The following is a 25496-nucleotide window of genomic DNA, read 5'->3' on the forward strand; positions in this document are numbered from 1 at the left end:
GTGGCGCGGGTGACCGACACCCTGCCCGCACGCCGCCTCATGCTGGTGCATGCCCACCCGGACGACGAGGTCACCGGCACCGGCGCCACCATGGCCCGCTACGTCGCCGAGGGCGCCCAGGTGACGCTGGTGACGTGCACGCTGGGTGAGGAGGGCGAGATCCACGTGCCGGAGCTGGCGCAGCTGGAGGCCCGCCAGGCGGACCAGCTCGGCGGCTGGCGCATCGGGGAGCTGCAGCGCGCCTGCGCCGCGCTCGGCGTCACCGACCACCGGTTCCTGGGCGGCGCGGGGCGCTACCGCGATTCCGGGATGATGGGTCTGGAGACCAACAACCACCCCCGGGCCTTCTGGCAGGCCGATCTCGACGAGGCCGCGGCTCACTGCCTGGAGATCATGCGGGAGGTACGCCCCCAGGTGCTGATCACGTACGACGAGAACGGCTTCTACGGCCACCCGGACCACATCCAGGCGCACCGGGTCGCGATGCGCGCCGCGGAGCTGGCCGAGGCCGAGGGCTTCGGGCCCGAGAAGATCTACTGGACGGCCATGCCCCGCAGTGTGCTCGAGGGCGGCATGGAGGCGTTCAAGGCGCTGGACGACAACCCGTTCGCCGAGGTGGAGAACGTCGACGACCTGCCGTTCGGCCACCCGGACGACGAGATCGCCGCTCGCATCGACGGCACCGACTTCTACGAGCAGAAGGTGGCGGCGATGCGCGCGCACGCCACCCAGATCCCCGACAACTCGTGGCTGTACGGCATCGCCGGCGACTTCGGCGGCGAGTTCATGGGCGTCGAGTACTTCACGCTGGCCAAGGGTGAGCGCGGCGAGGTGAGCGGCCCGCACAAGTGGGAGAGCGACCTGTTCAGCAACGTGGTGGGGCGATGACGCTGGAGGCGCCGGCGCCCGCGCCGCCCACCGGCGAGCCGCAGCCGCCGCGTGCCGGGCTCGAGCGCCTGATCAGGACCGCGGGAGTGGTGATCTCCCTGGTCGCGACGGTGCTCTCCGCGCTGATCGAGCTCTTCCTGACGCCGTTGCGCATCGGCGGGACGCCGATCGGCGTGGCGATCCTGGTCGCCGCGGCGGCCAACTTCGCGATCTCGTGGTTCGCCGTCACGACGGTGGGGCAGCGCTGGGCTCTCGCCCCGCCCTGGGGCCTGTGGACGGCGATCATGTTCTTCGCCGCGGGCGGGCGTACCACCGAGGGCGACTACCTGGTCAGCGGCAAGGACTGGGTGGCCCTGGTGATGATCCTGGTCGGCAGCCTGACGTTCGCGGTCTACACGTACCGGGCGATCCTCAGGAGGCCGGCGCCGTGACCGCCGTTTCAGAAGCGCCGGCCGCCGTCGAGGCCGGAGAGCCCCGTTCGGTCAACCGCAGGCGGATCGTCGTCGTGGGCACGGTCGCCGCCCTGCTCATCGCCGCGGCCGGGGTCGCGGCCTGGGCGTACGGCGGTGACGTGCCCCGGGGCACCCGGGTCCTCGGCGTCGACCTGGGCGGCCTGTCCCGCACCGAGGCTGAGCGCAAGCTCACCGAGGCGCTCGGCCCGCGCACCGGCGACCCGGTCACGGTCGACCTGGACGGCGAGGCCGTGCGCATCGAGGCCGCCGACATCGCGCTGAAGCTGAACGTCGACCTCACCGTCGGCCGGGCGATCAAGGGCAGCCCTTCGCCGTTCGGCGAGCGCAGCGTCGCGCCGGTGATCGAGCTCGACAAGGAGAAGCTGGCGACGGTCCTGCGCAAGCAGCTGGACCCGAAGAAGGTCACGCTCAAGAAGCCCGGCATCGCGTGGGCGGGGCTCACGCCGAAGCCCACGTACCCGGCGGCGGGCCGTGCCCTCGACCCGGCGGCCGCCGCAGGCGAGATCCGCAAGGCCTGGCTGACCGGCGGCACGGCCCGGGTCCCGCTGGTCGACCGGCCGCCGGCGACGAACCGCGAACAGGTCGACGCCCTGGTGCGCGACCTGGCGGTGCCGGCGGTGGCGGCTCCCGTGACCGTACGAGTCGCCGGGGAGTCCTTCACCCTCTCGCCCGCAGCGATCGCACAAGGGCTGGTCTTCCGCTCGGACGACGACGGCCGGCTCACCCCGGCGATCGACGGTAAGCGGCTGCACGCGGCCGCCGCGAAGGAGTTCGCCAAGGTCGAGAAGGCGCCGGCGGACGCCCGGATCACGCTGGTCAAGGGCAAGCCGAGCGTCGTCGCCGGCGCTGCCGGTGACATGGTCGACCTGGGCGCGCTCGGCACCGCCCTGCTGGCCGTCCTGCCCACCCCGGCACCCCGCGTGGTCGACGCCACCCGCACCGAGCAGCAGCCGGCCGTGGCCGAGGCGGAGATCGCCGCGCTCGGCATCAAGGAGAAGGTCTCCACCTTCACCACGTACTTCACCGGCGGCGCGAGCTCGCCGCGCAGCCAGAACATCATGACGATCGCCCGGGCCGTCGACGGCGCCGTGGTCCGGCCGGGCGAGACCTTTTCGCTCAACGGGCACACCGGCGAGCGCGACTACGCGTCCGGTTACCAGGACGCGCCGGTGATCGTGGGCGGCAAGCTGGAGCCCGGGGTCGGCGGCGGCGCCTCGCAGTTCACCACGACGCTGTTCAACGCGGCCTACTACGCGGGGCTCCAGGACGTCGAGCACAAGCCGCACTCGTTCTACTTCTCGCGCTACCCGGCCGTGATCGAGTCGACGATCTTCTACCCGACGCTCGATCTCAAGTTCAAGAACACCACGCCGTGGGGCATCTTCATCGACACCTCGTACACGAGCAGGTCGGTGACGGTCTCCATGTGGAGCACGAAGGTCTACGACAGCGTCAAGACCGTGCGCAGCCCCCGCCGCAACATCACGTCCCCGCCGACCGTGCACCGAGAGCCCGGCCCGAAGTGCATAACTAGCAGCGGACTCCCAGGTTTCACACAGGATGCGTGGCGCGTCATCCGCAAGGATGGCAAGGAGGTCAAGCGCGAGAAGTTCACCTGGCGCTACGATCCCGAGCCACGATTCGTCTGCGGCGAGGAGCCGTAAGTCCGTCCGGGAGGACGTCATGAAGCAGCGTTGGGTGTCGATCGCGGTGCTGGCCGCGGCGCTGTTCGCGATCAACGTGGTGGCGCGGCTGGTGACGCGCCTGGGCTTTCCCGACAACGAGACCGCGGAGAACCGGGTCTCCATCGTCATGTTCGCGGTGATCGGCCTGGTGCTCGCGGTGATCGCCTTCCGCCGGGCGCAGCGCGTCCCGGTCGGTACCTGGCTGCCCGAGCTGGTCGCGGCGGCGGTCGGCGGCATGCTGCTCACCGTGCTGGTCGGCCCGTTCGTGAGCGGCGACTACCCGTTCTCGGGCGGTGCGGGCAACTTCTTCTCCCAGATCTGGCTGTACGGCGGCTTCGCGATCGTCGGCACCCTGCTCGGCTACTGGACGGCCACGGCGCTCGGACGCGACTACCGGTCGAAGTCGCTGAAGGCGTTCACGATCGCGAAGACGACGAAGCCGCGCCGGGTCGTCCGCCGCTAGCACTCGACGACGGTCACCGCGAGGCCGCCGAGCGACGTCTCCTTGTACTTGGTCGACATGTCGCGGCCGGTGTCGCGCATCGTGCGGATCGCGGTGTCCAGGCTGACCCGGTGCGTGCCGTCGCCGTTGCGGGCCAGCCGGGCGGCGTTGATCGCCTTGACGCTCGCGATCGCGTTGCGCTCGATGCACGGCACCTGCACCAGCCCGCCGACCGGGTCGCAGGTCAGGCCGAGGTTGTGCTCCAGCGCGATCTCCGCGGCGTTCTCCGCCTGCTCCGGCGTACCCCCGAGCACCTCGCAGAGCGCGCCCGCCGCCATGGCGGCGGCGGACCCGACCTCGCCCTGGCAGCCCACCTCCGCTCCCGAGATGGAGGCGTTGCCCTTGATGAGTACGCCGATAGCCGCCGCCGTGAGCAGGAAGCGCACCACGCCCTCGTCGTCGGCACCGGGCACGAACCGCGTGTAGTAGTGCAGCACCGCCGGGATGATCCCGGCCGCACCGTTGGTGGGGGCGGTGACCACCCGGCCGCCCGCGGCGTTCTCCTCGTTCACAGCCAGCGCGTAGAGGTTGACCCAGTCGATGACGTGCAGCGGGTCCTTGTCCGAGTGCGTGACCAGGTCACGCCAGAGTCCCGGGGCGCGGCGCCGTACGCGCAGCCCACCCGGGAGGATCCCCTCGGCGTGCAGCCCACGCTCCACGCACCCCTGCATGACGTCCCAGATGTGCAGCAGCCCGTCCCGTACGTCCGCGGCCGGCCGCGACGCCTGTTCGTTGGCGAGCATCACCGCGGAGATCGGCAGACCCTGGCGGCGGCAGATCTCCAGCAGCTCGGCGCCCGACGCGAACGGGAACGGCACCCGTGCCGCCTCGTCCTGATTCGGTGCGACGCCGTCCTCCACCACGAAACCGCCGCCGACGGAGTAGAAGGTGCGCTCGGCGAGCAGCTCCCCATCCGCGCCGAACCCCCGCAACCGCATGCCGTTGGGGTGGAACGGGAGACTCTCGCGGCGGTTGAGCACCAGGTCGGCGTCGGCGTCGAAGGCGATCGGGTGCTTGCCGGCCAGCAGCAGGCGGCCCTCGGCGCGCATGGCGGCGACCCGTTCCGCGACCCGCGTGGTGTCGACCGTCTCCGGGTCCTCGCCGCAGAGGCCGAGCATGACGGCGGTGTCCGAGCCGTGCCCGCGGCCCGTGGCGCCCAGGGAGCCGAACAGCTCTGCGCGTACCCGGGAAATGAGGGTGAGATCCGCAAGGCCGGCGGCGAAGGTCCTGGCGGCCCGCATCGGGCCGACGGTGTGTGACGACGACGGGCCGATGCCGATCGAATAGAGGTCGAACGCGCTGATGGCCACGGAAAAGGCTCCCTGTGCTCGGGCGGCCTCCCCGCTCTGTCATGGGACCTGAGAGCTTCACCGTCGTGGCGACGGCTTGCACCGTGGGTGCGGGACATCGGTGTCCCGGCTTTCCAGAGTTGCCTGACCGGAGCGGTATCTGGGCCTGAGAGATTCCCGGGGAGGAGTTGCTCCTTCGGCGCCCCGGCGTGACCCGGGAGCTCTCCCGCAGCGGTTCATGCGGCGCGATCTTCGTTTGTCCTGCTTACGGTAGTTACGCCCGCGACCCGGCGCAACCCACGGGCGCCTCGCGGGTGAGGTACGTGTGGTGGGTGGCGAAGCCCATTTTCTGGTACAGCGTCACCGCCGGGGTGTTGCGCTCCTCCACCTGAAGGTACGCCCGCGCCGAGCCCTGCTGCACCGCCCAGTGCGCCACCGCCCGCAGCACGTGCGCGGCGAGTCCCTGCCGCCGCGCGGCCGGAGCGGTCTGCAGCAGGGAGAGTCCTAGCCACCGGTCCGGCCCGCTGACTGCACCCCGGGCCACCGCGAGCAGCTCACCCTCGGCGTCGTGCACATGAGCGAAAACCGCATCCGGTACGCCGGTGAGAATCCGTTTCGCCGTCCCGGGCAGCGTGCCCTTGTGCTCGGCGACCATCGCGTACCAGGCGTCGGTGGGGGAGTCGGCGAGCTCGACGGTCGGCAGGTCGCCGCGCGCCGGCAGGGCTTCGAGCAGCGCGGCGAGCCTCGCGGTCTGCACGAGCGTGAGGGGCCGGGCCGTCCAGCCGCGCCGGTCCAGGGCCGCGTTGACCGGGGCGGCGAGGGGCATCGGCGTGTTGATCAGCGGTTGCTGGCCGCGGGCGGCGTACCACTGCTCGACCGCGTCGATCGCGTCTTCGAGAGTGCGGTCCGGGTCGCCGACCGCCAGGGCCGAATTGGCGCGCCCGGTCCAGTTGTCGGCCGCGCGCAAGATCCAGGAGCCGAGCCGGGCCTGTACGGGCGCCGGCCACCCGTCGTTGGCCGCCAGCTCGAGTGCCACCACGTCGGCGGCGGGTGGGCGGCGTGCCGCGGGGACCCTTTTGGCCCGATGGACGTCTTTCAGAGCGATTCGCAGCGTGCCCTTGGTGGTGGCGAGAGTGAGATCCGTCTCCGTCAGCTCGACCAGCTCGCCGAGCGCGTCCGTGAAAAGTGGGCGATCCTGGGAAACGCCGACAATACGGCGAACGACCACCCGGTGTCCCACATCCTGCCGACGGAGCACCCCCCACCTCCTTCCGGCGAGATACTAGGCTCTGGCCGTACCGTCGCGCTCCGAAGCGGCTGAGCTGTTTCAGATGCAGACTCTGGAAGGGAAGACCCGTGACATACATCATCGCTGAGCCCTGCGTCGATGTGCTCGACAAGGCGTGCATCGAGGAGTGCCCGGTCGACTGCATCTACGAGGGCAACCGGATGCTCTACATCCACCCCGATGAGTGCGTCGACTGCGGGGCCTGCGAGCCGGTCTGCCCGGTGGAGGCGATCTTCTACGAGGACGACGTCCCGGAGCAGTGGAAGGACTACACGAACGCCAACTACGAGTTCTTCGAGGACCTCGGCTCGCCCGGCGGCGCGTCCAAGGTCGGCAAGATCGAGAAGGACACGGCGTTCGTGGCGGCCCAGCCGCCGCGCGGGGATGCGCACTGACCGTGGTCTCGGCCTCGCTGCCTGATTTCCCCTGGGACCTGCTCGAACCGGCCAAGGCGGTCGCCGCCGCGCACCCGGACGGCATCGTCGACCTCTCGGTCGGCACGCCCGTCGATCCGGTCGCGGCGCCGATCCGGGCCGCGCTGACCGCCGCGTCCGACGCGCCGGGCTATCCGCTCACCGCGGGCAGCCCGGCGCTGCGCGCGGCGATCTCGGCCTGGCTGGCCCGGGCCTGCGGCGCCTCCGGTACGCCGGGAGTGCTGCCCACGATCGGCTCCAAGGAACTGGTGGCGTGGCTGCCCACCCTGCTCGGCGTCGGCCCCGGTGACGTTGTCGTCATCCCGCAGGTGTGCTACCCGACGTACGAGGTCGGGGTGAAGCTGGCCGGTGCGGAGGTGGTCCGCAGCGACTCGCTGACCGCGCTCGGCCCCGACCGGCGGATCAAGCTGATCTGGGTCAACTCGCCGTCCAACCCGACCGGCAAGGTGCTGCCCGCGACCCACTTGCGCAAGGTGGTCGACTGGGCCCGGGAACGCGGCGTGGTCGTGGCCAGCGACGAGTGCTATCTCACACTCGGCTGGGAGGACACCCCGGTGTCCGTGCTCTCCGACGAGGTCTGCGGCGGCGACTACACCGGCGTGCTCGCCGTGCATTCGCTGTCCAAGCGCTCCAACCTCGCCGGCTACCGGGCGGGCTTCGTCGGCGGCGACCCGGCGCTGGTGGGCGAGCTGCTGGCGGTCCGCAAGCACGCCGGAATGATCATGCCGGCGCCGGTACAGGCGGCGATGATCGCGGCCCTCGACGACGAGTCGCATGTGGCCGAACAGCGCGCCCGATACGAGGCCAGGCGCACCGCGCTGCACGCGGCCCTGACCGGTGCGGGGTTCACGATCGAGCACTCCGGCGCCGGCCTCTACCTGTGGTCCACCCGCGGCGAGGACTGCTGGAAGACAGTGGACTGGCTCGCCGAACGCGGCATCCTCGCGGCGCCCGGCGCCTTCTACGGCCCCGCCGCGGCCCAGCACGTACGGATCGCCTTGACGGCCAGCGACGAGCGGGTCACGGCCGCGGTAGCCCGGCTCGCCGCCTGACGGTCCGGGGTGTCGGACATCGCCCGCGGTCGCTACCCTCGATGGCGTTGCTGTGACGGCAAAGGCTGCACGGGGAGGCTGTCGTGGGCGATACCGGGATCAATGTCGAGACGAGCGGGCTCACCAAGTTCGCGACCGATGTGCACGTGGACACGGAGAGTTTCCTCGGGCCGGCGACGGAGCGGGCCGGCATCCAGCTGAGCGACGGTGTGCGCTTCGGTGAGAAGAACGCCAGCGGCGCGGTGCACGCGGCCAAGGTGCGATACGCCGAGAGCCTGGCGGCGTCGACCGCCAACCTCCAGGAGTACGTGAACGCGGCCAAGCTGCTCGCGGCCGCCGCGCAGAAGGTAGCGGCCGCCTTCGACGCGTCGGACGCGCGCGCCGCCACGTCGACCGAGCAGGCCCAGCAGGCGCTCTGGGCGGCCGCGCAGGAGGCCCGCGCGGCCCGCCTCGCCGCCGAGCAGGCGCAGAACCCGGTTCGTCACGGGGGACAGGCGGCCGCGATATGAGCGACGGAGTGCTGACCAGCAGCTGGTGCACGGCCTGGCAGTCGTACAACACGCCCCGCCTGTGGGCGATGGTGGCTGACGAGGACGATCCGGAGGCGTGGCGTCAGGTCGCGGCCTGGGGCGAGATCGCCGGCTCGGTCAAGGACCAGCGCAACCTGCTGCTCAAGGCGCGCGAGTCCCTGGTGGCCGCCTGGCCGCCGGAGGACAACAAGTCGTCGGCCGCGTTCGTCGAGGAGCTCGACACCCTCATCGCCCGCATGGACACGGCCCGCACCGACGCGGACGACACCGCGACCGGCCTCGCCAACATCCTCGAGGCGCTGCGCCAGGCGAAGAACGCCATCCAGCCGATCTACGAGGAATACAAGGAGAAGAACGACGACCTCGTCCCCTCCTGGTGGGACAACGCCGAGGACGACCTCGACGAGAAGGCCCGCGCCCACATGATCACGGCGGAGGGCATCGTCCAGGACAACGTCGCCCGCCTCAAGGTGCCGGCGCCGTACAAGCTAGAGCCCTCGGAGCCCGAATGGGGCGAGCCGCCGCAGCCACCGAAGCACCACTCGGGCCTCACCACGGGCTCGGGCGTCGGATCGGCCGGGGGCGGCGGCACGGGCAGCGTACGGGTGCCCCACGACCCGGTGCCGCCGTTGCCGGGCCACGAGCCGACGATCCCGGACGGTGGTGCCGGGCCGGTCACCTCGCCGATCTCGCCCGGGGCGGATTCCGGCGCAGGCGTGAGCGGTCCTGGTCTGGCCGGGGTCATCACCCCGCCGGGGATCGCTCCGCCGGGCGTGACGCCGCCTGTCGCACCGCCACCGGGCACTCCCGGGTTGCCCGGCACCGGCGGCCTGCCCGGTGGCGGGATCGTGCCTCCGGCGGTCTTGCCTTCTCCCGGCCCGATCGGCGGCGGTGGCGGCCTCGGCGGCCTGGGTCGCGGTGCTCCGCAGCCCGTACGTCCCGGCGTCGGCACCTCGCGGGCCCTGCCCTCGGGTGCGGTCATCGGTGAGACGGTCGGCGGCACGGGCCGCGGTGTCCCGGGCTCCATCGGCGGAGCAGCCGGTCGCGGCGTCGCCGGCCGTTCCGGCGGTGTCGCAGGTCGTGCCGGTGGTGTTGCGGCTCGTGCCGGCGGTGTTGCTGGTCGCGCGGGCGGTGTTCCCGGTCGTGTCGGCGGGGTTGCGGGTCGTGCCGCAGGCGTCTCCGGCCGTGGCGGCGTCGGTCGTGGCGGCGTCGGTCGTGCCGGTGCCCTCGGGCCGGCCGGGGAGGCGGAGCAGGTGCGTCCCCCTCGCCCGTCGTGGCTGCCGGAGGAGCCGGGCGGCACGGCCCGGGGCGCGAACACGGTCGGCATGGCGGGTTCGTCCCGCGGAGGCCGCCGCTCCGGCGACGACGGCGGTGCGGGCTACGACCCCGACAACCCGTGGGAGGTCGCGGAGGGCGTCGACCCGGTCATCGCCCCGTCCCGGTACGAGGCCAACCATGACCCGGGCCCCAACGTGATCGGCTGGCGCGGGTGACCGCAGCCCGACGCGTCTTCGCCGCCTGGTTCGCCGTCCTGCTGGCGGCGGTGCTGGCGCCGGCCGCCCCGGCCCACGCCGACACCGTGCGGGACGCGCAGTGGTACTGGGCGCCGATGGACCTCGCGGCGGCCCAGCGCATCACGAAGGGGTCGGGCATCATCGTGGCGGTGCTCGACACCGGCGTCGACGCGCGGCACCCGGATCTGAAGGGTGCCGTGCTGCCCGGGCGGCAGACCGTACAGAACAAGCCGGCGGGCAACGAGGACGGCTTCGCGCACGGCACCGGCATCGCCGGCCTCATCGCCGGACGCGGCCACGGCAGCGGTGACGGCATCCTCGGCATCGCCCCGGAGGCCAAGATCCTGCCGATCCGCCCGGTCAACGACTCGTACTTCGTGGCCCAGGGCATCCGCTACGCCGTCGCCCAGGGCGCCAAGGTCATCAACATGTCCTTCCAGACGCGGCCCTCGGAGGACCTCCAGTCGGCGCTCCGCGACGCCGCCGCCGCGGACGTGGTCCTCGTCGGCGCCGCCGGCAACGAGGCCAAGAAGGGCAACAAGCAGGAGTACCCGAGCGCCTACCCGGAGGTCCTGACGGTCGGCGCGCTCCAGCGCAACAACAAGATCGCCGCCTTCTCCAACCACGGCCCCCAGGTCGACCTGGCAGCCCCGGGCGTCGACATCACAGCCCCCGCCCCCGAAGGCAGGTACATCACGGTCGAGGGCACCAGCGCCTCGGCCGCTCTCGTCTCGGGCGCGGTGGCCCTGATCCGGGCAAAGCACCCGGAACTGTCCGCGGCGCAGGTCGTGGACCGCCTCAAGAGCACCGCCATCGACCGAGGGGCCGAGGGCCGCGACGACTACTACGGCGCGGGCCAGCTCAACCTGATGGCGGCCCTGACCGGCCCGCAACCCGCGGCGGCGGGCACGCCGCCGCCGACGGGGACGAACGCCCCGGTGGCGATCCCCCGACCGCCGTCCACGAACGACCAGGATGATTCGGGAATACCGCCCCTGGTGTTCGTCGCGGCGGGCGCCGTCCTGTTGATCGGCGCGGTCCTGGCCGCGGTCCTGCTGAGCCGTCGCCGCCGGTAGTCGCTCGCAGTCACCGCGTCGGGAGTCCCCCTGGCCGTTGCTGCCAGTAGTCGCCCGGAGCCGTCAGCGGGGCTCGTCGCTCCCCGCCCGCCGCTGCCCGCCGCCGCTGCCCGCCGCCGCTGCCCGCCGCCGCTGCCCGCCGTCGCTGCCCGCCGTCGCTGCCCGCCGTCGCTGCTCGCCGTCGCTGCTCGCCGTCGCTGCTCGCCGTCGCTGCCCGCCCGCCGCTGCCCGCCCGCCGCTGCCCGCCCGCCGCTGCACGTCGCCGTCCGCAGCCGTCCGTCGTCGCCGTCCGGAGCCACTCGAGGCTGCCGCCGGTGGCCTCCGCGGCCGTCGCGGTTGTGTCATGTGTGCCGCCGTCGACCGCGGGAACCAAGCAACCGAACTGCTGCGCGACGGCCACCGGTCTGCCGGCCGTCGGCGGACAGACTGGTCCCATGGTCGTCATCAGCTCCTGGACCGCCGACGAGAAGCCGCCGACCTGGGGGGCCGTCGTCCGCGAGTTCGTGACGGTGTGGGCTGTGCATCTGCAGCGGTCGTACCGGCTCATCCGGGGACAGTGACCCCCGCGCCTCCCCCTTTCGGCGATCTTCTTCCGTCCGAACGGATGAGTTTGGCCATGCCAGGTAAGTGGGCATAACGGTCTCCGACCTGCGACGGGCCCTGGCTCGGCGCGGGTCGTGCTGATGAGAAGGCCGCCCCCGCGGCCGGAACCGAAGGAGCTCGTCCATGACCGTTCTCGCCGCCCCTGTCGACAGCGCCCCCGCCGCTGCTGATGTCTCGGCGACGACGGACCGCGCGAGCGAGTTGATCGCCGCGCTTGCCGCTCTTCCGGCCGGGCACCCGTCCCGGGCCGCGACCCGGGACCGCACCATCGAGGCGTGGATGCCGCTGGCCCGGCACCTGGCCAACCGGTACGCGGGCCGCGGCGAGCCGCTCGACGACCTGATCCAGGTGGCCGTCATGGGCCTGATCAAGGCCGTGGACCGCTTCGAGGCGGACCGGGGCGTCGAGTTCGCCGGGTTCGCGATCCCCACCATCGTCGGCGAGCTCAAGCGGCACTTCCGCGACCGTACGTGGTCGATCCGGGTCCCGCGCCGCCTGCAGGAGCTGCGGCTGGCGATCACCGCCGCGAACAGCAACCTCACGCACACGCTGGGCCGTTCGCCGACGGTCGCCGACATCGCCGAGCACCTCGGTGTGACCGAGGAAGACGTCCTCGAAGGGCTCGAGGGTTCCCGGGCGTACAACGCGACGAGCCTGTCGACGCCGATCAACGCCGACGGCAGCACCGAGCTGGGTGACACCCTCGGTGGTGAGGACGCCGCCTTCGCGGAGGCCGAGACGCGGATCGCGCTGGGGCCGGCGCTCGCCATGCTGGACGAGCGTGAGCAGCGGATCATCACGCTGCGCTTCTACGGCAACCTGACCCAGTCGCAGATCGCCGAGCAGGTCGGCATCTCGCAGATGCACGTCTCCCGGCTGCTGACCAAGGCCCTCGCGAAGCTGCGCGGCCACCTGGAGTTCGCCGTCTGATTCGTCGCGGCTCCACCGCGGGTGCTACACCCGCGGTGGGAGCTCCTGCCGCGATCCCCGATCTCGGGTGGATGGCGGACGTCCGGCGGTCGCGAACGATGGGCCGGGTGTACAGACAGCTTCCCGATCGTGTCGCCGCGGCGGCCTACGTCGTTCTGGTTCTCTCGATCTCCCTCGGCACCGCCGGCATCGCGGGCGGTCTCCTGCTGGCGGTGTCGCCTGCCCTCGTCACGCTGCTGATGCTCGTGGTCGTCAGCCGCGAGGGTTGGACCCGCGACGGCTGGGCGCGCCTGGGCCTGGGCCGGCTCGGACTCCGCGGCTGGCCGGGGGCGCTGGCGGCCACCCTGGGCGTCAACGTGCTGGCCGTCGCCGCGGTAGTCGCCGCCGGGTGTGCGCGTTACTCCGCACCGGACGGGGGTTGGTGGCAGGATCTGCTCGCCCTCTGCGTGAGTGGGCCGATCCTCGCGTTCGCCGAGGAGCTCGGCTGGCGCGGATATCTTCAGCCGCGGCTAAGCTTCCTCGGTGAACGGGCGGCGATGCTGGTCATCGGCCTGGTCTGGTTCGCCTGGCACCTGCCGTACATCCTGCTGACGCCGTACTACCACGCCGACGGCAACCGGGCCGTGGTGCTCGCGCTGTTCGGCGGCTCGGTGATCGCGTTCTCGTTCCTGTTCGGCTACCTGCGGGCTGTCTCGCGGAGCCTGTGGCCGGCGGTGCTGGGGCACTTCGCGCACAATGCCTCGTTCGCGTGGCTTGCCGCGTACGCCATCTCCACCGACCGGCCGGTGGTGGTGAACGAGTATCTCGCCGGTGACACCGGGTTGTTCGTCCTCGTGGGTACGGTCGCGTGCGCTACGGCGATGGGGGTCCGCCGGCGTGCTGCCACGTCTGCGCGACGATGACGGCCTGAATCCGGTCGCGCAGCTGAAGTTTGCGCAGCACCGCGCCGAGATGGGTCTTCACCGTCGACTCCGCCACCGCCAGCCGCGCGGCGATCTCCGCGTTGGTGAGCCCCATTCCGACCGCCGAGAGGATCTCCTGTTCGCGGGGCGTGAGACGGTCGATTCCGGTGGGGACGGACGGGGTGCGCTCCGCGGGCGGGGGCGTACGGACGAACGAGTCGATGAGGCGGCGCACGAGCCGGGGCGACACGGGTGCCTCACCGGCGGCGGCCGCCCGGACGGCGGAGAGCAGCTCCGCCGGACCGGCGTCCTTGAGTACGAAGCCGGCCGCCCCGGCGCGCAGGGCCGCCACTACGAGATCGTCGGCGTCGAAGGTCGTGAGCATCACGACGCGGGGCGGGCGAGGCCGCTCCAGCAGACGCCGGGTGGTCTCCACGCCGTCCAGCCCCGGCATGCGGATGTCCATGAGGACGACGTCCGCCCGGTGCTCCGGCTGTTGCAGCGCCGCGATCGCGCTGTGCCCGTTGCCGGCCGTACCGACGACCTCGATGTCGGGTGTCGCGGCGAGGATCATCGCGAATCCGGCGCGGACCAGTTCCTGGTCGTCGACGAGGAAGACCTTGATCGGGTTCATCGGGCTGCCGGAAGAGTCGCTTCGACGGCGAAGCCGGATCCGGTACGGGGACCCGCCGTTAACGTTCCGCCGAGCGCCCGTACCCGGTGCCGCATCCCGTCGATCCCGTGGCCGGCACCGGGCGGTACGTCGGTGGCCGAGCCGCCGTCGTCCTCGACGCGCAGCCGCACGGTGCCCTGCTCACGCTGCATGGTGACGGTGGCCGTGGCGCCGGGACCGGCGTGCTTCAGAACGTTCGTCAGCGCCTCGCGGACGATGCGCAGCGCGGCGAGCCGTACGACCGCGGGAACCTCGTCGAACCAGGTGGGTTCGGCGGTGACCGCCACCGGAAGTCCCGATGCCCTTACGGAGCCGAGGAGCCGGCGCAGTGCCGCGAGGTCGGCGCCGGCCGGGTCGTCGGCGGGCTCGTGCAGCATCCGGATGAGGCCGCGTACCTCTGCCAGCGCGGTCCGGGCAGTGTCCGCGATCGTGGTCAGCACGTTCTCCGCCTCCTTCCGATCCCATGTCTCGGCGTGCTCGGCGGCGTACCGGCCACCGTCGGCCTGCACGATCACCACGGTGAGCGAGTGCGCCACGATGTCGTGAATCTCGGCCGCCGCCGAGACCCGTTCCCTCTGCGCCAGGAGCTCGCCGAGGGCGCGCATGTTGGCAGCGCGGCCGCGCACGAGGCTGCCGACCGCCCACAGCAGGCCGGAGACGACCGCCAGAACGGTCCCGATGAGCAGGGCGTTGCGCGTGTACTGCGGTGGGGTGCTCCACCGGAACCCGCCGGCCACGCATCCGATGATCGCGGCGGCCAGCGCTGTCAGCCGTACCGGAAGGGAGGCGACGTGGGCAGCCACCGTGTAGACGACGACGGCCTGGGCGGCGTTGGCGGGCAGCGGGATCGGCACCACGACCAGCTGGACGGCGAAGGCCCCGATGGACCACGCGAGCACGGCGGCGGGGTGCCGGCGCCGTACGGCCAGCGCGGCGATCGCCGCCGTGCCCACCGCCAGGCCGGTCCGCCCGGCGACCAGGGCGCTCGGGAGGCCGCAGAGCAGCCAGGTCGCTCCGGCGAGCGAGGTGTCGAGCCGCAGCGGGTGCTCCTGCGCCCAGTGGTCGATGCGGGCCGCGAGGAAGGTCAACGGTCCACCGTGCCGGCCGGGGCCATGATGCGCAGGGCGTTGGGGTCGACGCGGATCCGGATCGGCGTCTGACCGCACGGCTCCCCGTCGACCTCGATCCGCGCGGGCCGGTCGGTCTCCAGCCACAGTTCGCCGACTGCCAGGAAGGGCTCCTCGCGAAGCGTCCGGCGGTGCCCGGTCGCTGCGTTGCGCGCCGTCTCGCGCAGCAGCGCGCGCCGGCTTCCGTCGCCCACCGGGTACGCCACCAGCAGCCGGTCGTCGGCGTCCGCGTCGCCGGTGATGGGGCGGCCGGCGTGGAAGCCGCCGTTGGCGACGTACAGCTGGTGGGTGAGGAACTCGTGCTGCCGGCCGCCGGCGCGCAGCCGGGCCCGCACCGCGCGGTGCCGGGTGAGCAGGGCCAAGGCCGTGATCGGGTACGCGAGCCGCCCCGTGACCCGCTTCAACCGCCGCGGCGCGTTGATCATGACGTCCGCGGAGAGCCCGACGCCGACGTGGTTGGTGAACGCCATGTCGCCTGCGACGCCCAGGTCGACGTCGATCACCGTGCCGTCGGCGAGCGTGGTGACGGCCTCGCCCAGCTCGAGCGGTACGCCCACCGTGCGAGCGAAGTTGTTCGTCGTGCCCAGCGGCAGCAGCCCGAGCGCGATGTCGCGGTGGGCCAGCATCCGCGCCGCCGTGCTGATCGTGCCGTCCCCGCCGCCCGCGACCAGCAGGTCCGGGCTCTGCTCGAGGGCGGACGTGAGGCTCCGCTCCAGCTCGCCCGGCCGGTGTACGGGGTGGTCGGCGAGCAGCGTGAACCCGGCGGCGAGCAGCCGCGCCCGGGCGTCCTGGTAGAGCCGGCCGCCGCGGCGGGAGTGGGCGTTGACCACCAGGGCGGCCCGCCGCTCGCCACGGATGGCGTCGCTGAGCTGTTCTTTGCTGCGCATCGAGGCCGAGAGTATCGGCCCGGCGCGCCCGGGGGGATTCAGGAACGCTCGTTCTTGACTGATCGTTCCTAAACTGTCTAGGGTCGTGTCATGGGCAGGCCACGGGCATTCGATGAGACCGAGGTGGTCCGGGCCGCGGTCGGTCTCTTCGCCACCCGTGCCTACGACGGCATCTCGGTCGACGACCTGGTGCAGCATCTCGGGGTCCACCGCAACAGCCTCTACAAGACCTTCGGCAGCAAGCGCGGGCTCTACCTGGCCGCCCTGCGGTGGTATCTCGAGCATCGGGCGCGCCCGTTCCTGACCGGCGCCCCGGGCGCCCCCGCCGACCTCGGCCTGCTCCTGCTCGCCGCGGTCGAGCGGGCGCCGGTCGACCCGGAGGTCGCCGGCGAACTCGCCCGCGTGCTGCGGGAGGCCGACGCGGCCTTTCCCGGGGAGGGAGCGGATCGGACCGCGCTGCTGCTCGGCCGTCACCTGCGCGAGCGCGCCGTCACCACACCGAAGGAAGGCTGACCATGGCAGACGTACGCATCTCCGACGGCACCCTGATCGTCGAGATCGAGGGACTCGACAAGCTGTGGGCCCTCAAGAGCCGGCTGGAGATCCCCCTCGGCAACGTCCGCGGCGCCACGGTCGATCCGGGCATCGTCAAGGAGCCGAAGGGCCTTCGCGCGCCCGGTGCCCACATTCCTGGCGTCATCACCGCGGGGACCTTCCACATCGACGGCGAACGGGTGTTCTGGGACGTCCGTGACCCCGCCCGGGCCGTCGTGATCGAGCTGGCCGACGAACGCTACGCCCGGCTCGTCGTGCAGGTGGACGACCCACGGGACACCGTCACCCGCATCGAGCAGGCGATTCCCCGCACGGTGTGAGGCTCAGGCACGCCTGGTGCGCCGCCGGGCGATGCGGCGGAGGAGCAGGCCGAATCCGAGCAGAACACCGCCCGCCGCGGCCAGCAGGAAGGTCGGCACACCGGTGACAGGAAGCCCGGCGCCCGAGGACGAGGTGGCCCCGGCGGAGGAGGCGGCGCCGGCAGAGGAGGTGGCGTTCGGCGACGAGGCGGCGCCCGGCGATGAGGTGGCGCCCGGCGACGAGGTGGCGGAGGGAGACGCGGCGGGCGAAGAGGCGCTGGCGGACGGCGAGGGAATCAGGGGTGGTTCGGCCGTCACCGTCGCACGGATGGAGTTGCCGTTGGCTCGGATGTCCGCGGTCGGCAGCGCGAGCTTCTCCAGCGTCAAAGCGCCACCGGTGCCACGAACCACCGCTGCCCCGGGCTCCGCGAAGAAGGCCGTCACCGGCCGCAGACCCCCGCGAGCGTCCGCCCAGCCCTTGCTCTGCCAGCGGAACGCGATCCCCAGGGAGCTGCCGGGTTTCGTGTCCACCCCGGCGACGGCGACCGGCGTCGTGATGGCCCGGCCGCTGTAGGCCGGCAGCACGTCCGGGAACTCGCACCAGGCGATGTCCCGGCCGGCGTTGGTCGTGTACCAGCAGTTGCGGTAGCGGCGGGCGAAGTCCAGCTCCTCGTCGAGGTCGATCTTCGCGACGAGGCCGCGGACCGGGCGGGCGTCCACGCTGATGACGCCGAGCGGTGCCCGGACCACGTCGCCGCGGCGGACCTCGTACTCGACCTTGCTGGGCCACTCGTCTTTCTTGATCTCCGTGACGGCTTCCAGCTTGGCCGGGTCGGGAGGTGCCGCCTGGGCGGCCGCGGGGACGCCGATGGTCCCCGCGGCGGTGAGGGCCAGGGCGATGCGCCTGACGGTCACGCGATCGCTACCCAGACGTCGTCGAGGGCGCCCTGGAACTGGTCGTTGTCGCGGAACGCGCCCTTGCCCCCGACGCTGAGCGGGATGCTGTTGGACACCGACAGGCCGGCCGGGATGGTGGCGCTGCCGCGCCGGCGGCCGTCGATGCGGATGGCGAGCCAGGTGCCCTTGCGGCGGCATTCGAGGGTGTGCCAGGTGTTGTCGGCGACCGTGATGCTGCTGCGGGCGATGTGGACCGTGCCCTTGGCGTCGACCATGGCGCAGCTGGGCTTGCCCGCCTTTCCGTCGATCTGGAGCTTGTACTGGCTTCCGCCGGCGGAGTACCCCTTCTGGACCACGTTCTCGCCCTTGGTGGTCTGGTCCGCGGCGAGCAGGACGGTGGCGCCGAAGCGGATCGGGCGGCGGCCCGGGTTCAGGTCGGCCGCGCTCTTGGCGCGGAGCGCGACGCGGGGGCACGGTTCCTGCTCGCACGGCGGCGGGAACATCAGCGCCGTGCCGTCGGCGCGGGTGATCGTGGTGAGGGCGCCGCCCTTGCTGCTCACCGGCTTCAGCGGCTGGTCGCCGCCGGCGAGGTCGAGGAAGCCCGGCCCGGCGGGCTCGTCGAAGGTGTAGCGGACCACCTCGGCGAAGCCCGTGGTGGTGGCTTCCGCGTGGAGCTGCGACGAGACCGCGACCGTGGCCGCCACGGCCGTGGCGGCCAGGATCGTCGCGGTCGTCCGGCGGCGGCGCCGCTTTGGATCATTACTCATGCCCGAATCATCCCCTTTGGGGTTATTCTAGGCAGCTCTGGCGGCGCGGTCGAACGGCCAGAGGGTAATGACCGTTCGGCGGGGCTATGCGGCCTCGGCCTCGTCCGAGGGTTCCTCCTCCGCGTCGGCGTCGTCCAGCTCGTTGCTGACCTCGGGTACGTCCACCCAGAGCGCCCGCAGCTGCCCCTGCATGAACGAGGTGAGCCGGGCCCGGTACTCGCGGTCGAACTGCTCCAGCGACTCGATCTGCTGCTGGAGGGCCTCCCGCTTGGCGCCCAGGCTGCCCACGGCGTCCTCGTAGCGTTGCTGGGCCTGGAGCCGCAGCTGCTCGGCGTGTTCCTGGGCATCCTTGGCGATCGCCTGCGCCTGCTCCCTCGCCTCGGACACGATCTGGTTCGCGCTGCGCCGGGCCTCCTCGGCCTGGGAGCGGGCCTCGCGCGCCGCCTTCTCCGCGGCGGCGCGCGCCTCGGCCAGTACCTTGTCGGCCTCGCGGCGGATGTTCTGCGAGTGGGTCTCGGCATCGCCGGCGATCTTCTCGGCCGCCGCCTGCGCGTCCGTACGGATCTTGTCCGCCTGGCGGTTGGCGATGGCGATGTGCTCCTCCGCCGTGCGCTGCGCCAGCGTCAGCACTCCCAGCGCCTGGTTGGGGTGCATGGCGCCCGGGACGATCGGCGGATGTTCCGAGGTGGCGGTGTCGGGGGAGGTTCCGGCCAGGACGGCCTTGAGGCGGTCCTTGATCTGGTTCTCGGTCACGGTCACGGTCGGCTCCCGTAGGTGGAGGGCGGTCGGTTCACCATCGGTTCATAACGGGCGAAGGCGGCTATACGGCTCGGCACTGAGACATGGTTCGCTCGATGGCACCAAGCCGCGTCCGAGCGGGAGCCTCCCGCCGCCGACCGGGCGGCCGCGGATGGCCGTTCGGGCCACAACGTGGGGTGATTAGCACCAGTTTGGTAGGTAGCGTGGCCGGGTCCTCGGGTGGTTGATCCGGCCACGCTGCACGTCCGGACCCGGATCTGGGGGGAGCGCGTCCATGTCGTACGAGCGCATCGACCCCCGCCGGCTGTGGCCCTGGCTCGCCGCTGCTCTCGCCGTACTGATGATCACGGGTTTGATCGGGCTCTTCGCCGTCATCGGCCGGATCGCGAACTCGGTCTCGGCCGGCCTCGGGCTCGACCCAGGCCCGGCGACGCGGCGGGAGGCCGTCGCCGGGCGGTTCAACGAGGTCGTCGCGGACGGCGCGTTCCAGTTCGCGGTCACCGGCATGCGCTGCGGCGCCCGCCGGGTCGGCAACGACGAGTTCGGCCAGAAGGCGCGCGGGGAGTTCTGCCTGGTGGCGGTCACCGTTCGCAACATGGGCTCGCGCGCCGGCACCCTGGACGGCACCTCGCAGACCGCGTACGCCGCGAACGGCGAAGCCTTCCCGAGCGAGGCCGGCGCCGCCATGTACGTCTCCCGGCGCCCGAGCATCCTGGAACGCATCGACGCCGGGGCCCGGGTCCGGGGCACGCTGGTGTTCGACGTGCCCCACGGCACCCGGCTGACGTCGATCGTGCTGCGCGACTCCCTGCGTACCCGTGGGGTCCGGATCCCGTTGCGCTGATCAGCCGTCGGTCAGCGGCAGCCAGAGGGCGAGGGTGTTGATGGACGGTTCCCAGGTCGTCAGCGACGTGTGCGCCTGGCGGCAGGTGTACCGGACGCCCTGGTGCGTGACCTGGTCGCCGAGCTTGTAGTCGACGCCCGCGGCCCACTCGTCCGCGGCCCGCTGATGCGCCACCACCTCCTGCGGGGCGATGGGAGGCGGCACCTCCCACGAGTACGGCTCCCGCGGCTTCTCGGGCGAGGGCGCCGAAGCCTGCCCGCCGGTGCCGTTGATGTCGACGTCGACGCAGTTGTAGAAGGCGTTGGGCGTGTCGCCGATGTTCCAGACCGCGAGCACGGTCTGCCGGCCGCTGAATCCGCTGAGGTCCACGGTGTGGCTGACCATCTCGCCGGGCTGGGCGTTCTGCCCGTCCACGGCCGCGACCTGCTTACCGCCGATGTAGTACTCCCAGTTCGCGGTGCGGTGCCGCGCGGTCATGTGCCACATGAACGTGACGCTCGTGCCGACGGCCTTGGCGGGCCACTGCCGGCTGTCGTCGGACAGGGCGGCGAACTGCGGCAGGCCACCGTCGCACGTACGCAGGCCCTTGGGCCCTTCGACGCTCTGCGGCTCGTACTGGATCGGCCCGCAGTCCGGCACGGCGCCCTGCTGGCACAGGGCCTGGCGGCTCGGCGGGTCGGCGACGTACCCGTGGGCCTGCGCGGGCGCGGCGACGGCCAGGCTCGTGCCCACGGTCCCGAGCGCCGCCAGCGAACAGGCGATGGTTCTGCGCATGATCCGGTCTCCCATCGTGTCGTACGGTCTCCCGCACGACGGCGACGAGGGCGGCGCGGTTCACGGTTTCCGGCTAGGTTCTGGGGATGGCCGAGGAACCCATGGTCGTCGTCCGCGGTGAGGCCGTCCGCGAGGTGCCGCCGGAGATCGCGCTGTTCACCGTGACCGTGTCGGCGCGCGACAAGGACCGGCAGGCCGCGCTGAGCCGGCTGGCCGAGCGAGCCGCCGGGCTGCGCACCGCGCTGGACGACTACGCGGACGCGATCGAGCGCCGAGAGACCAGCGGGATCCAGGTGCGACCGGAGGTCAAGCGGGGCAGCGAGCGGGTCTCGGCGTACGTGGGCAGCGTCAGCACCACGGTGACCGTGACGGACTTCGGCACCCTGGGCGAGATGCTGCTGCGGCTGGCGAATGCCGAGCAGACCTCGATCTCGGGCCCGTGGTGGCAGCTGCGCCCGGGCAGCCGGGCCGGCGCGGACGTGCGCCGCGAGGCGATCGCCGACGCCCTGGTCCGGGCGCGGGAATATGCGGCAGCCGTGGGCGCCGAGGTGGCACGCCTGGTCGAGATCTCGGACGAGGGTGCCGGCGGTGGCGGCGGCATGATGCGCTCGTTGGGCTTCGGTGGCATGGAGTCGGCCGACCTGGATCTCGACGTGGATCCTCAGGCGCAGACGGTGCACGCCTCGGTGATCCTGCGCGTCACGATCACGGAGCCGCAGGCGCTTTCCTGAGGCGCGGGCGATCCGTCCGTTTTGCCCGCGCGCGTCGCTGTCATGAGCGAGACTCGCATCATGCGTCGCTTGTTGCTCCGGATCTCCAACGTGAACCCGGACAGCGTTACTACGCACTCGGATCGGGTCCTCTACAGCGCCATCGGCGCCTTCATCGTGCTCTATTTCGTGTACGCGACCGTCGGCGGCGCCGCGTTCGTCGACGCGAGCGCGAACTACACGCATCCGTGGTATCAGTGGCTGGTCGGTCCGCTCGTGGCGACGGGCGTGGTCGCGTACGACCGTGCCGTGGTCGGCCGGGTGGCGGTCAACTACGAGAACCTGGACTCGCCGGACCCGAAGGACCTGCTGCGCCGGCCCACCTTCGGCCTGTACGCCGGCCGCCTGTGCCTGGCCCTGCTCTTCGCCGTCATCATCACCGAGCCGCTGATGCTGGCCCGCTACAAGGGCGAGATCGACGCGCGGCTCAACGACGTGCACAACGAGCAGATCAGCGTGATCGAGAACGGCGGGGCGATCGCCGCGTACGACGCCCGGCTCTCCGAGCTGAAGAAGCAGTCGGCGGCCGAGGACGCGGCGGTGCAGGCCCTCAACCAGCGGGCGGCGGAGAAGCGCAGCGACGCCCGCAAGCTCTACCAGCAGGCGATCGCCGACTCCGAGGGCGACGGGGTGTCGCGCAAGTCCGGCTGCCCGGACGGCGGCTACTGCGACACGCTCGTCAAGCGGTCCCGGGGGCTCGACGACCAGGCCGCCGCGCTGGACCAGCAGGCCGCGAAGCTGCAGGACTCGCAGAAAGCCGCCCGGGACTCGCGCGCCGCCGAGGAGGCCGACCTCACCCGCAAGATCAGCGAGCAGCGTACGGCCAACGCCGACGCCATCCGCGCCGACGCCGGGTTCGGTGCCCGCACCACGGCCATGTGGTACCTGGTCCGTACGGACTTCTGGGGCATCGGCGCCTTCTACATCGGCATCGCCCTGCTGCTGGTCGCCCTGGACTGTGCCGCCGTGGGGCTCAAGTTCGCCTCGCACGGCAACGCGTACGAGCGCACCGAGGCCCGCTGCGCCCGGCAGACCGAGCACGAGGCCGCGATCGGCTACGAGCAGGGGCTGCGCGACGCCCGCCGGTACGCCGAGGCGGCGTCGCGGGTGATGGCGGAGAGCATCGGCCGTGCCTCGCACGACGAGGAGCTGGCCGACATCGCGATCGAGAAGGCCCGCGCTCACCTCTACGACAGCGTGGCGGGCGCGCCGGTGGCACCGCTGTCCCCGGCGCCGCTGATCAACCGGCACCCGGACCTGGTCCACCCCTACGACGACGTTGATTCGATCCACGCCTAGTGCAAGTTGCACGAACGAGGGCTACTATTTCACTCCGGCGCACCGCCTGCCCACGCTCTGTTACCGGCGGACGCGTCGGATCCGAGGAGGAGCGGCGGAGGCGACGAGCGATCGTCGCCGCCGCCGTTACTTTGCGCGTACGGTCCTGGAGATGCACACCGTCGAGCTGCTGCCGGATGCCCGGCTGGATGCCGAGGTGCGCGCGGTCTGGCGCCGCCTGCACGACGCCGGCCTGCGGAGTCTGGCCACCCACGCCCACCCCACCAACCGCCCGCACGTGACGCTGGTGGCCGCCGGTGAGCTCACCTCCGCGGTCGGGCCGGCGCTGAGCGGTCTGCCCCTCGACGTGGTCCTCGACGACGTGGTGTTCCTGGGCCGGACCGTGGCCTGGCGGGTACGCCCCGACGACCGCCTCCGCGAGCTGCAGGCGGCGGTGTGGGCGGCCCTGGACGGCACCGAGCGCAATCCGTTGCATGATCCGCGGGCGTGGACGCCGCACGTCAGCCTCGCGCTGCGGGTGCCTCCGGAGCAGCAGGACCGCTATCCCCGCCGGCTGGGCATCGCGCTCGGCCGTCTGACCGCTGCGCGTTCCTATGGCTCGGAGTTGCGGTCGGTGGTCGACCTGTCGCCGTAGGTCTCGCGGAGTCGGCGGATCTCCGCGTCGGTCTGGTCCTGCCGGGCGAGCAGCCCGGTCGCGGCGTCGTCGGACAGCAGGCCGATCTCGTGCAGCCGGCGGGCCAGCTGGTGGGAGCTCTCCGCGAGCTCGGCCACCGCGTCGATCAGCCCGCCGAGCGTGGGTCCGGCTTCCGACCTGAGCATCTCTCGACCTTAGCCCGCCCCTCCGGGCCGTCGTGTGACCTAGATCACAGAGCGGCGTGAACCCGGTACGGAAGAGAGATCGTCTTGCCTGGTGTGAGAAGAAGCCTGGAGGCGGCCGACGAGGGGGAACTCGTCCGCCGCACCGCGTCCGGGGACCGGCGCGCGTTCGACGAGCTCTATCGGCGTACGTCGCCGTGGCTGGCGGTGCGGCTGCGCCGCCGGTGCGCCGACGACGACGTGGTCGCCGACGTGCTGCAGGAGACGTACCTGGCCGTGTGGCGGGCAGCGGGCAGCTTCGCCGGCTCGGCGGCGTCCGGCAGCGCGGTCGGCTGGCTGTGGACCATCGCCGCGAATCGCCTGGTCGACGCGTTCCGCCGGCGGGCCCGGCAGGCGCAGGTGCCGCCGGTGCCGCTCGCTGAGACGGTCGCCCCGGCCGCCGAGGACGAGGTGATGGCCGGGCGCGTCGGCCAGGAGCTGGAGCAGGCACTGCTCGTCCTGCCGCCCGAGCTGCGTCAGGTGCTGCGCGCCATGGTCCTGGACGGGCTCTCCGTACGGGAGACGTCCCTGCTGCTCAGCGTGCCGGAAGGCACGGTGAAATCCCGCGCACGGCGGGCCCGGATCGCCCTTCGGGAGGCACTCTCATGACCACCCATCCGAACCTTGCCGTGATCTCCCGCTACGCCGAGGGTGGCAGCGGCCTCGACGACGCCACGGTCTGGTCCCTGGAGGTCCACCTCGAGGGCTGCGCCGACTGCCGGTCCCGGCTCGCGGGCACGGCGACGGACGACACCCTCGCCCTGCTCGACCGGGTCGCCGCCGGGCTGCAGGAGGGCATCACCGCCGGACCCGCTCCGGTACGCGCACCGCGCCCCTGGTCGGCGGTGCACCGGCGCTGGCTGGTCTGGGCGCTGCTGCCCTGGCTGACCATGACGGTGGCGGTGCTGGCCTGCGCGTTCCTGCTCGCCGAGATCAACCCGCAGGTGCCGTCGCTGGTGCTCCTGCTCGCCCCGGTGGCCCCGCTGCCGGGGGTGGCCGTCGCCTGGAGCCGCCGCGCCGATCCGGCCTGGGAGCTCATCGCCGGTACGCCCGCCGCCGGCATCGCGATGTTGCTGCGGCGCACGTTGTCGGTGCTGGGTGTGGTCGTACCCGCGCTGGCCCTGGCCGGGGCCGGCACCGGGCTCTCCCTGGCGCTGGTGCTGCTGCCCAGCCTGGCGTTCACCGCCGCCACCGTCGCGCTCGGGTCCGTGGTCGGCGTCCGCCGTGCGGCCCTGGGTCTCGGCGTGGCGTGGGCGTCCGCCGTGGTCGTGCCCAGCGTTCTGACCATGCACGTCCCGTTGGTGCTGCATTCGGGCAGCGTCCCGGCCTGGGCCCTGGCCACCGTCGCGCTGGGCGCCTTCGCGGCGAGCCGCGCCGACGGCTTCCGCCGGCTGTCCAGCCACAACTGACTACCGGAGGTTCGACGATGCGTACGGTGACCGCGGCCGAGACGGCTCCCACCACCTACCCCTGGGCTGTGCACACCGAGGGCCTGCGGGTTCGCGCGGGTCGGCATCTGGCTGTGGATGGTTTGGATCTGGCGTTGGGTACGGGTGTGCATGGTCTGCTGGGGCCCAATGGTGCCGGTAAGACGACGCTGATGCGTGCGCTGGCGACGGTGATCAAGCCGGCTGGTGGGCGGTTGTCGTTGCTGGGTGAGGACGTCGATGCCCGTGCCGATCTGCGGCGGGTGCGCCGGGGGTTGGGGTATCTGCCGCAGCAGTTCGGCTTCTATCCGCGGTTCACGGTGCGGGAGTTCGTGGAGTACATGGCCTGGTTGAAGGAGATGCCCAAGTCGGTGGTGGCGGGGGCGGTGCAGCGGGC

At 72.2% G+C, this 25496-nt stretch carries 31 protein-coding genes and 1 riboswitch; of the genes, 21 read left to right on the plus strand and 10 right to left on the minus strand.

The window, feature by feature from the left end:
• Positions 1-9 precede the first annotated feature (9 nt).
• The 4 genes from mshB to ACIBO8_RS05285 are packed head-to-tail and all read left to right on the plus strand — an operon-like array spanning position 10 to position 3509.
• Positions 10-888, plus strand: coding sequence for an N-acetyl-1-D-myo-inositol-2-amino-2-deoxy-alpha-D-glucopyranoside deacetylase (gene mshB, locus ACIBO8_RS05270; protein WP_396113803.1), 879 nt, complete (start codon positions 10-12; stop codon positions 886-888).
• Complete coding sequence (locus ACIBO8_RS05275) at positions 885-1319, plus strand: hypothetical protein (protein WP_396113804.1); 435 nt, start codon at positions 885-887, stop codon at positions 1317-1319. Before mshB ends, ACIBO8_RS05275 begins: the two co-directional genes overlap by 4 nt.
• Positions 1316-3025, plus strand: coding sequence for a VanW family protein (locus ACIBO8_RS05280; RefSeq protein ID WP_396113806.1), 1710 nt, complete (start codon positions 1316-1318; stop codon positions 3023-3025). The genes ACIBO8_RS05275 and ACIBO8_RS05280 overlap by 4 nt, the downstream gene beginning before the upstream one ends.
• 19 nt (positions 3026-3044) lie before the next feature.
• Entirely contained in the window at positions 3045-3509 is a 465-nt protein-coding gene (locus ACIBO8_RS05285) for a hypothetical protein (RefSeq protein ID WP_396113807.1), read from the plus strand.
• Here the strand turns inward: ACIBO8_RS05285 and ACIBO8_RS05290 are convergent.
• On the minus strand, positions 3506-4858 hold the full coding sequence (locus tag ACIBO8_RS05290; RefSeq protein ID WP_396113808.1) for an L-serine ammonia-lyase: 1353 nt from the start codon (positions 4856-4858) through the stop codon (positions 3506-3508). The genes ACIBO8_RS05285 and ACIBO8_RS05290 overlap by 4 nt on opposite strands.
• 123 nt (positions 4859-4981) lie before the next feature.
• Positions 4982-5076, minus strand: a riboswitch (glycine riboswitch).
• Between the two features lie 35 nt (positions 5077-5111).
• Positions 5112-6095 (minus strand): GNAT family N-acetyltransferase, encoded by a 984-nt coding sequence (locus tag ACIBO8_RS05295; protein WP_396113809.1) that lies wholly within the window; start codon positions 6093-6095, stop codon positions 5112-5114.
• 98 nt (positions 6096-6193) lie between these two features.
• Between ACIBO8_RS05295 and fdxA the strand changes: the two genes are divergently transcribed.
• The 8 genes from fdxA to ACIBO8_RS05335 all read left to right on the plus strand — a co-directional run bounded on the left by fdxA (position 6194) and on the right by ACIBO8_RS05335 (position 13166).
• Positions 6194-6520: a ferredoxin gene (fdxA, locus tag ACIBO8_RS05300; protein ID WP_366157046.1), complete on the plus strand. Its 327-nt coding sequence runs from the start codon at positions 6194-6196 to the stop codon at positions 6518-6520.
• Between the two features lie 2 nt (positions 6521-6522).
• Positions 6523-7611 (plus strand): succinyldiaminopimelate transaminase, encoded by a 1089-nt coding sequence (dapC, locus tag ACIBO8_RS05305; protein ID WP_396113810.1) that lies wholly within the window; start codon positions 6523-6525, stop codon positions 7609-7611.
• Positions 7612-7694: 83 nt separating this feature from the next.
• Positions 7695-8120 (plus strand): hypothetical protein, encoded by a 426-nt coding sequence (locus ACIBO8_RS05310; protein WP_396113811.1) that lies wholly within the window; start codon positions 7695-7697, stop codon positions 8118-8120.
• Positions 8117-9634 (plus strand): hypothetical protein, encoded by a 1518-nt coding sequence (locus ACIBO8_RS05315; protein WP_396113812.1) that lies wholly within the window; start codon positions 8117-8119, stop codon positions 9632-9634. The genes ACIBO8_RS05310 and ACIBO8_RS05315 overlap by 4 nt, the downstream gene beginning before the upstream one ends.
• Positions 9631-10731, plus strand: coding sequence for a type VII secretion-associated serine protease mycosin (gene mycP / locus ACIBO8_RS05320; protein ID WP_396113813.1), 1101 nt, complete (start codon positions 9631-9633; stop codon positions 10729-10731). Before ACIBO8_RS05315 ends, mycP begins: the two co-directional genes overlap by 4 nt.
• A 434-nt stretch (positions 10732-11165) precedes the next feature.
• Entirely contained in the window at positions 11166-11291 is a 126-nt protein-coding gene (locus ACIBO8_RS05325) for a hypothetical protein (RefSeq protein WP_396113814.1), read from the plus strand.
• A 166-nt stretch (positions 11292-11457) separates the two neighbouring features.
• Positions 11458-12264: an RNA polymerase sigma factor SigF gene (locus ACIBO8_RS05330; protein ID WP_396113815.1), complete on the plus strand. Its 807-nt coding sequence runs from the start codon at positions 11458-11460 to the stop codon at positions 12262-12264.
• A gap of 107 nt (positions 12265-12371) precedes the next feature.
• On the plus strand, positions 12372-13166 hold the full coding sequence (locus ACIBO8_RS05335; protein ID WP_396113816.1) for a lysostaphin resistance A-like protein: 795 nt from the start codon (positions 12372-12374) through the stop codon (positions 13164-13166).
• On the opposite strand, the gene ACIBO8_RS05340 is transcribed toward ACIBO8_RS05335, so the two are convergent.
• Genes ACIBO8_RS05340 through ACIBO8_RS05350 form a run of 3 tightly spaced genes read right to left on the minus strand, consistent with a single transcriptional unit; the run spans position 13117 to position 15853 of the window.
• On the minus strand, positions 13117-13800 hold the full coding sequence (locus ACIBO8_RS05340; RefSeq protein ID WP_396113817.1) for a response regulator: 684 nt from the start codon (positions 13798-13800) through the stop codon (positions 13117-13119). The two genes, ACIBO8_RS05335 and ACIBO8_RS05340, sit on opposite strands and share 50 nt — an antisense overlap.
• The gene (locus ACIBO8_RS05345; protein WP_396113818.1) at positions 13797-14927 is read right to left on the minus strand and encodes a sensor histidine kinase; all 1131 of its coding nucleotides are present in this window, start codon (positions 14925-14927) and stop codon (positions 13797-13799) included. Before ACIBO8_RS05345 ends, ACIBO8_RS05340 begins: the two co-directional genes overlap by 4 nt.
• The gene (locus tag ACIBO8_RS05350) at positions 14924-15853 is read right to left on the minus strand and encodes a diacylglycerol/lipid kinase family protein (protein WP_396113819.1); all 930 of its coding nucleotides are present in this window, start codon (positions 15851-15853) and stop codon (positions 14924-14926) included. The genes ACIBO8_RS05345 and ACIBO8_RS05350 overlap by 4 nt, the downstream gene beginning before the upstream one ends.
• 90 nt (positions 15854-15943) lie before the next feature.
• On the opposite strand from ACIBO8_RS05350, the gene ACIBO8_RS05355 reads away from it, so the two are divergent.
• On the plus strand, positions 15944-16366 hold the full coding sequence (locus ACIBO8_RS05355; RefSeq protein ID WP_396113820.1) for a TetR/AcrR family transcriptional regulator: 423 nt from the start codon (positions 15944-15946) through the stop codon (positions 16364-16366).
• Positions 16367-16368: 2 nt separating this feature from the next.
• Entirely contained in the window at positions 16369-16728 is a 360-nt protein-coding gene (locus ACIBO8_RS05360; RefSeq protein WP_396113821.1) for a hypothetical protein, read from the plus strand.
• A gap of 3 nt (positions 16729-16731) precedes the next feature.
• Here ACIBO8_RS05360 and ACIBO8_RS05365 read toward each other — a convergent pair whose 3' ends face one another.
• The 3 genes from ACIBO8_RS05365 to ACIBO8_RS05375 form a co-directional block, all read right to left on the minus strand.
• Positions 16732-17622, minus strand: a complete 891-nt coding sequence (locus tag ACIBO8_RS05365; RefSeq protein WP_396113822.1) for a hypothetical protein — start codon at positions 17620-17622, stop codon at positions 16732-16734.
• Positions 17619-18371 (minus strand): LamG-like jellyroll fold domain-containing protein, encoded by a 753-nt coding sequence (locus ACIBO8_RS05370; protein WP_396113823.1) that lies wholly within the window; start codon positions 18369-18371, stop codon positions 17619-17621. Before ACIBO8_RS05370 ends, ACIBO8_RS05365 begins: the two co-directional genes overlap by 4 nt.
• A gap of 84 nt (positions 18372-18455) precedes the next feature.
• Positions 18456-19130, minus strand: a complete 675-nt coding sequence (locus tag ACIBO8_RS05375) for a hypothetical protein (protein ID WP_396113824.1) — start codon at positions 19128-19130, stop codon at positions 18456-18458.
• A gap of 274 nt (positions 19131-19404) precedes the next feature.
• On the opposite strand from ACIBO8_RS05375, the gene ACIBO8_RS05380 reads away from it, so the two are divergent.
• Positions 19405-19974 (plus strand): DUF4352 domain-containing protein, encoded by a 570-nt coding sequence (locus ACIBO8_RS05380; RefSeq protein ID WP_396113825.1) that lies wholly within the window; start codon positions 19405-19407, stop codon positions 19972-19974.
• Here the strand turns inward: ACIBO8_RS05380 and ACIBO8_RS05385 are convergent, their stop codons facing one another.
• Complete coding sequence (locus ACIBO8_RS05385) at positions 19975-20748, minus strand: lytic polysaccharide monooxygenase (protein ID WP_396113826.1); 774 nt, start codon at positions 20746-20748, stop codon at positions 19975-19977. It abuts the gene before it with no gap.
• A gap of 86 nt (positions 20749-20834) precedes the next feature.
• Between ACIBO8_RS05385 and ACIBO8_RS05390 the strand changes: the two genes are divergently transcribed.
• The 3 genes from ACIBO8_RS05390 (at position 20835) to ACIBO8_RS05400 (ending at position 23451) form a co-directional block, all read left to right on the plus strand.
• Positions 20835-21479, plus strand: coding sequence for an SIMPL domain-containing protein (locus ACIBO8_RS05390; protein WP_396113827.1), 645 nt, complete (start codon positions 20835-20837; stop codon positions 21477-21479).
• A gap of 60 nt (positions 21480-21539) precedes the next feature.
• Positions 21540-22817, plus strand: a complete 1278-nt coding sequence (locus tag ACIBO8_RS05395; protein ID WP_396113828.1) for a DUF4407 domain-containing protein — start codon at positions 21540-21542, stop codon at positions 22815-22817.
• A gap of 151 nt (positions 22818-22968) precedes the next feature.
• Positions 22969-23451 carry a 2'-5' RNA ligase family protein gene (locus ACIBO8_RS05400; RefSeq protein ID WP_396113829.1) on the plus strand — a complete coding sequence of 161 codons (483 nt, stop codon included), beginning with the start codon at positions 22969-22971 and terminating at the stop codon, positions 23449-23451.
• Here ACIBO8_RS05400 and ACIBO8_RS05405 read toward each other — a convergent pair.
• Positions 23409-23636, minus strand: coding sequence for a hypothetical protein (locus ACIBO8_RS05405; RefSeq protein ID WP_396113830.1), 228 nt, complete (start codon positions 23634-23636; stop codon positions 23409-23411). The genes ACIBO8_RS05400 and ACIBO8_RS05405 overlap by 43 nt on opposite strands.
• Before the next feature lie 93 nt (positions 23637-23729).
• On the opposite strand from ACIBO8_RS05405, the gene ACIBO8_RS05410 reads away from it, so the two are divergent.
• The 3 genes from ACIBO8_RS05410 to ACIBO8_RS05420 all read left to right on the plus strand — a co-directional run.
• Entirely contained in the window at positions 23730-24281 is a 552-nt protein-coding gene (locus ACIBO8_RS05410) for an RNA polymerase sigma factor (RefSeq protein ID WP_396113831.1), read from the plus strand.
• On the plus strand, positions 24278-25081 hold the full coding sequence (locus ACIBO8_RS05415) for a hypothetical protein (RefSeq protein ID WP_396113832.1): 804 nt from the start codon (positions 24278-24280) through the stop codon (positions 25079-25081). The genes ACIBO8_RS05410 and ACIBO8_RS05415 overlap by 4 nt, the downstream gene beginning before the upstream one ends.
• Before the next feature lie 17 nt (positions 25082-25098).
• Positions 25099-25496: ATP-binding cassette domain-containing protein (locus ACIBO8_RS05420; protein ID WP_396113834.1), on the plus strand; the 398-nt coding region annotated here is incomplete at its 3' end.

It is taken from the genome of Actinoplanes sp. NPDC049681, assembly GCF_044465265.1.
Taxonomy (GTDB): Bacteria; Actinomycetota; Actinomycetes; order Mycobacteriales; family Micromonosporaceae; genus Actinoplanes.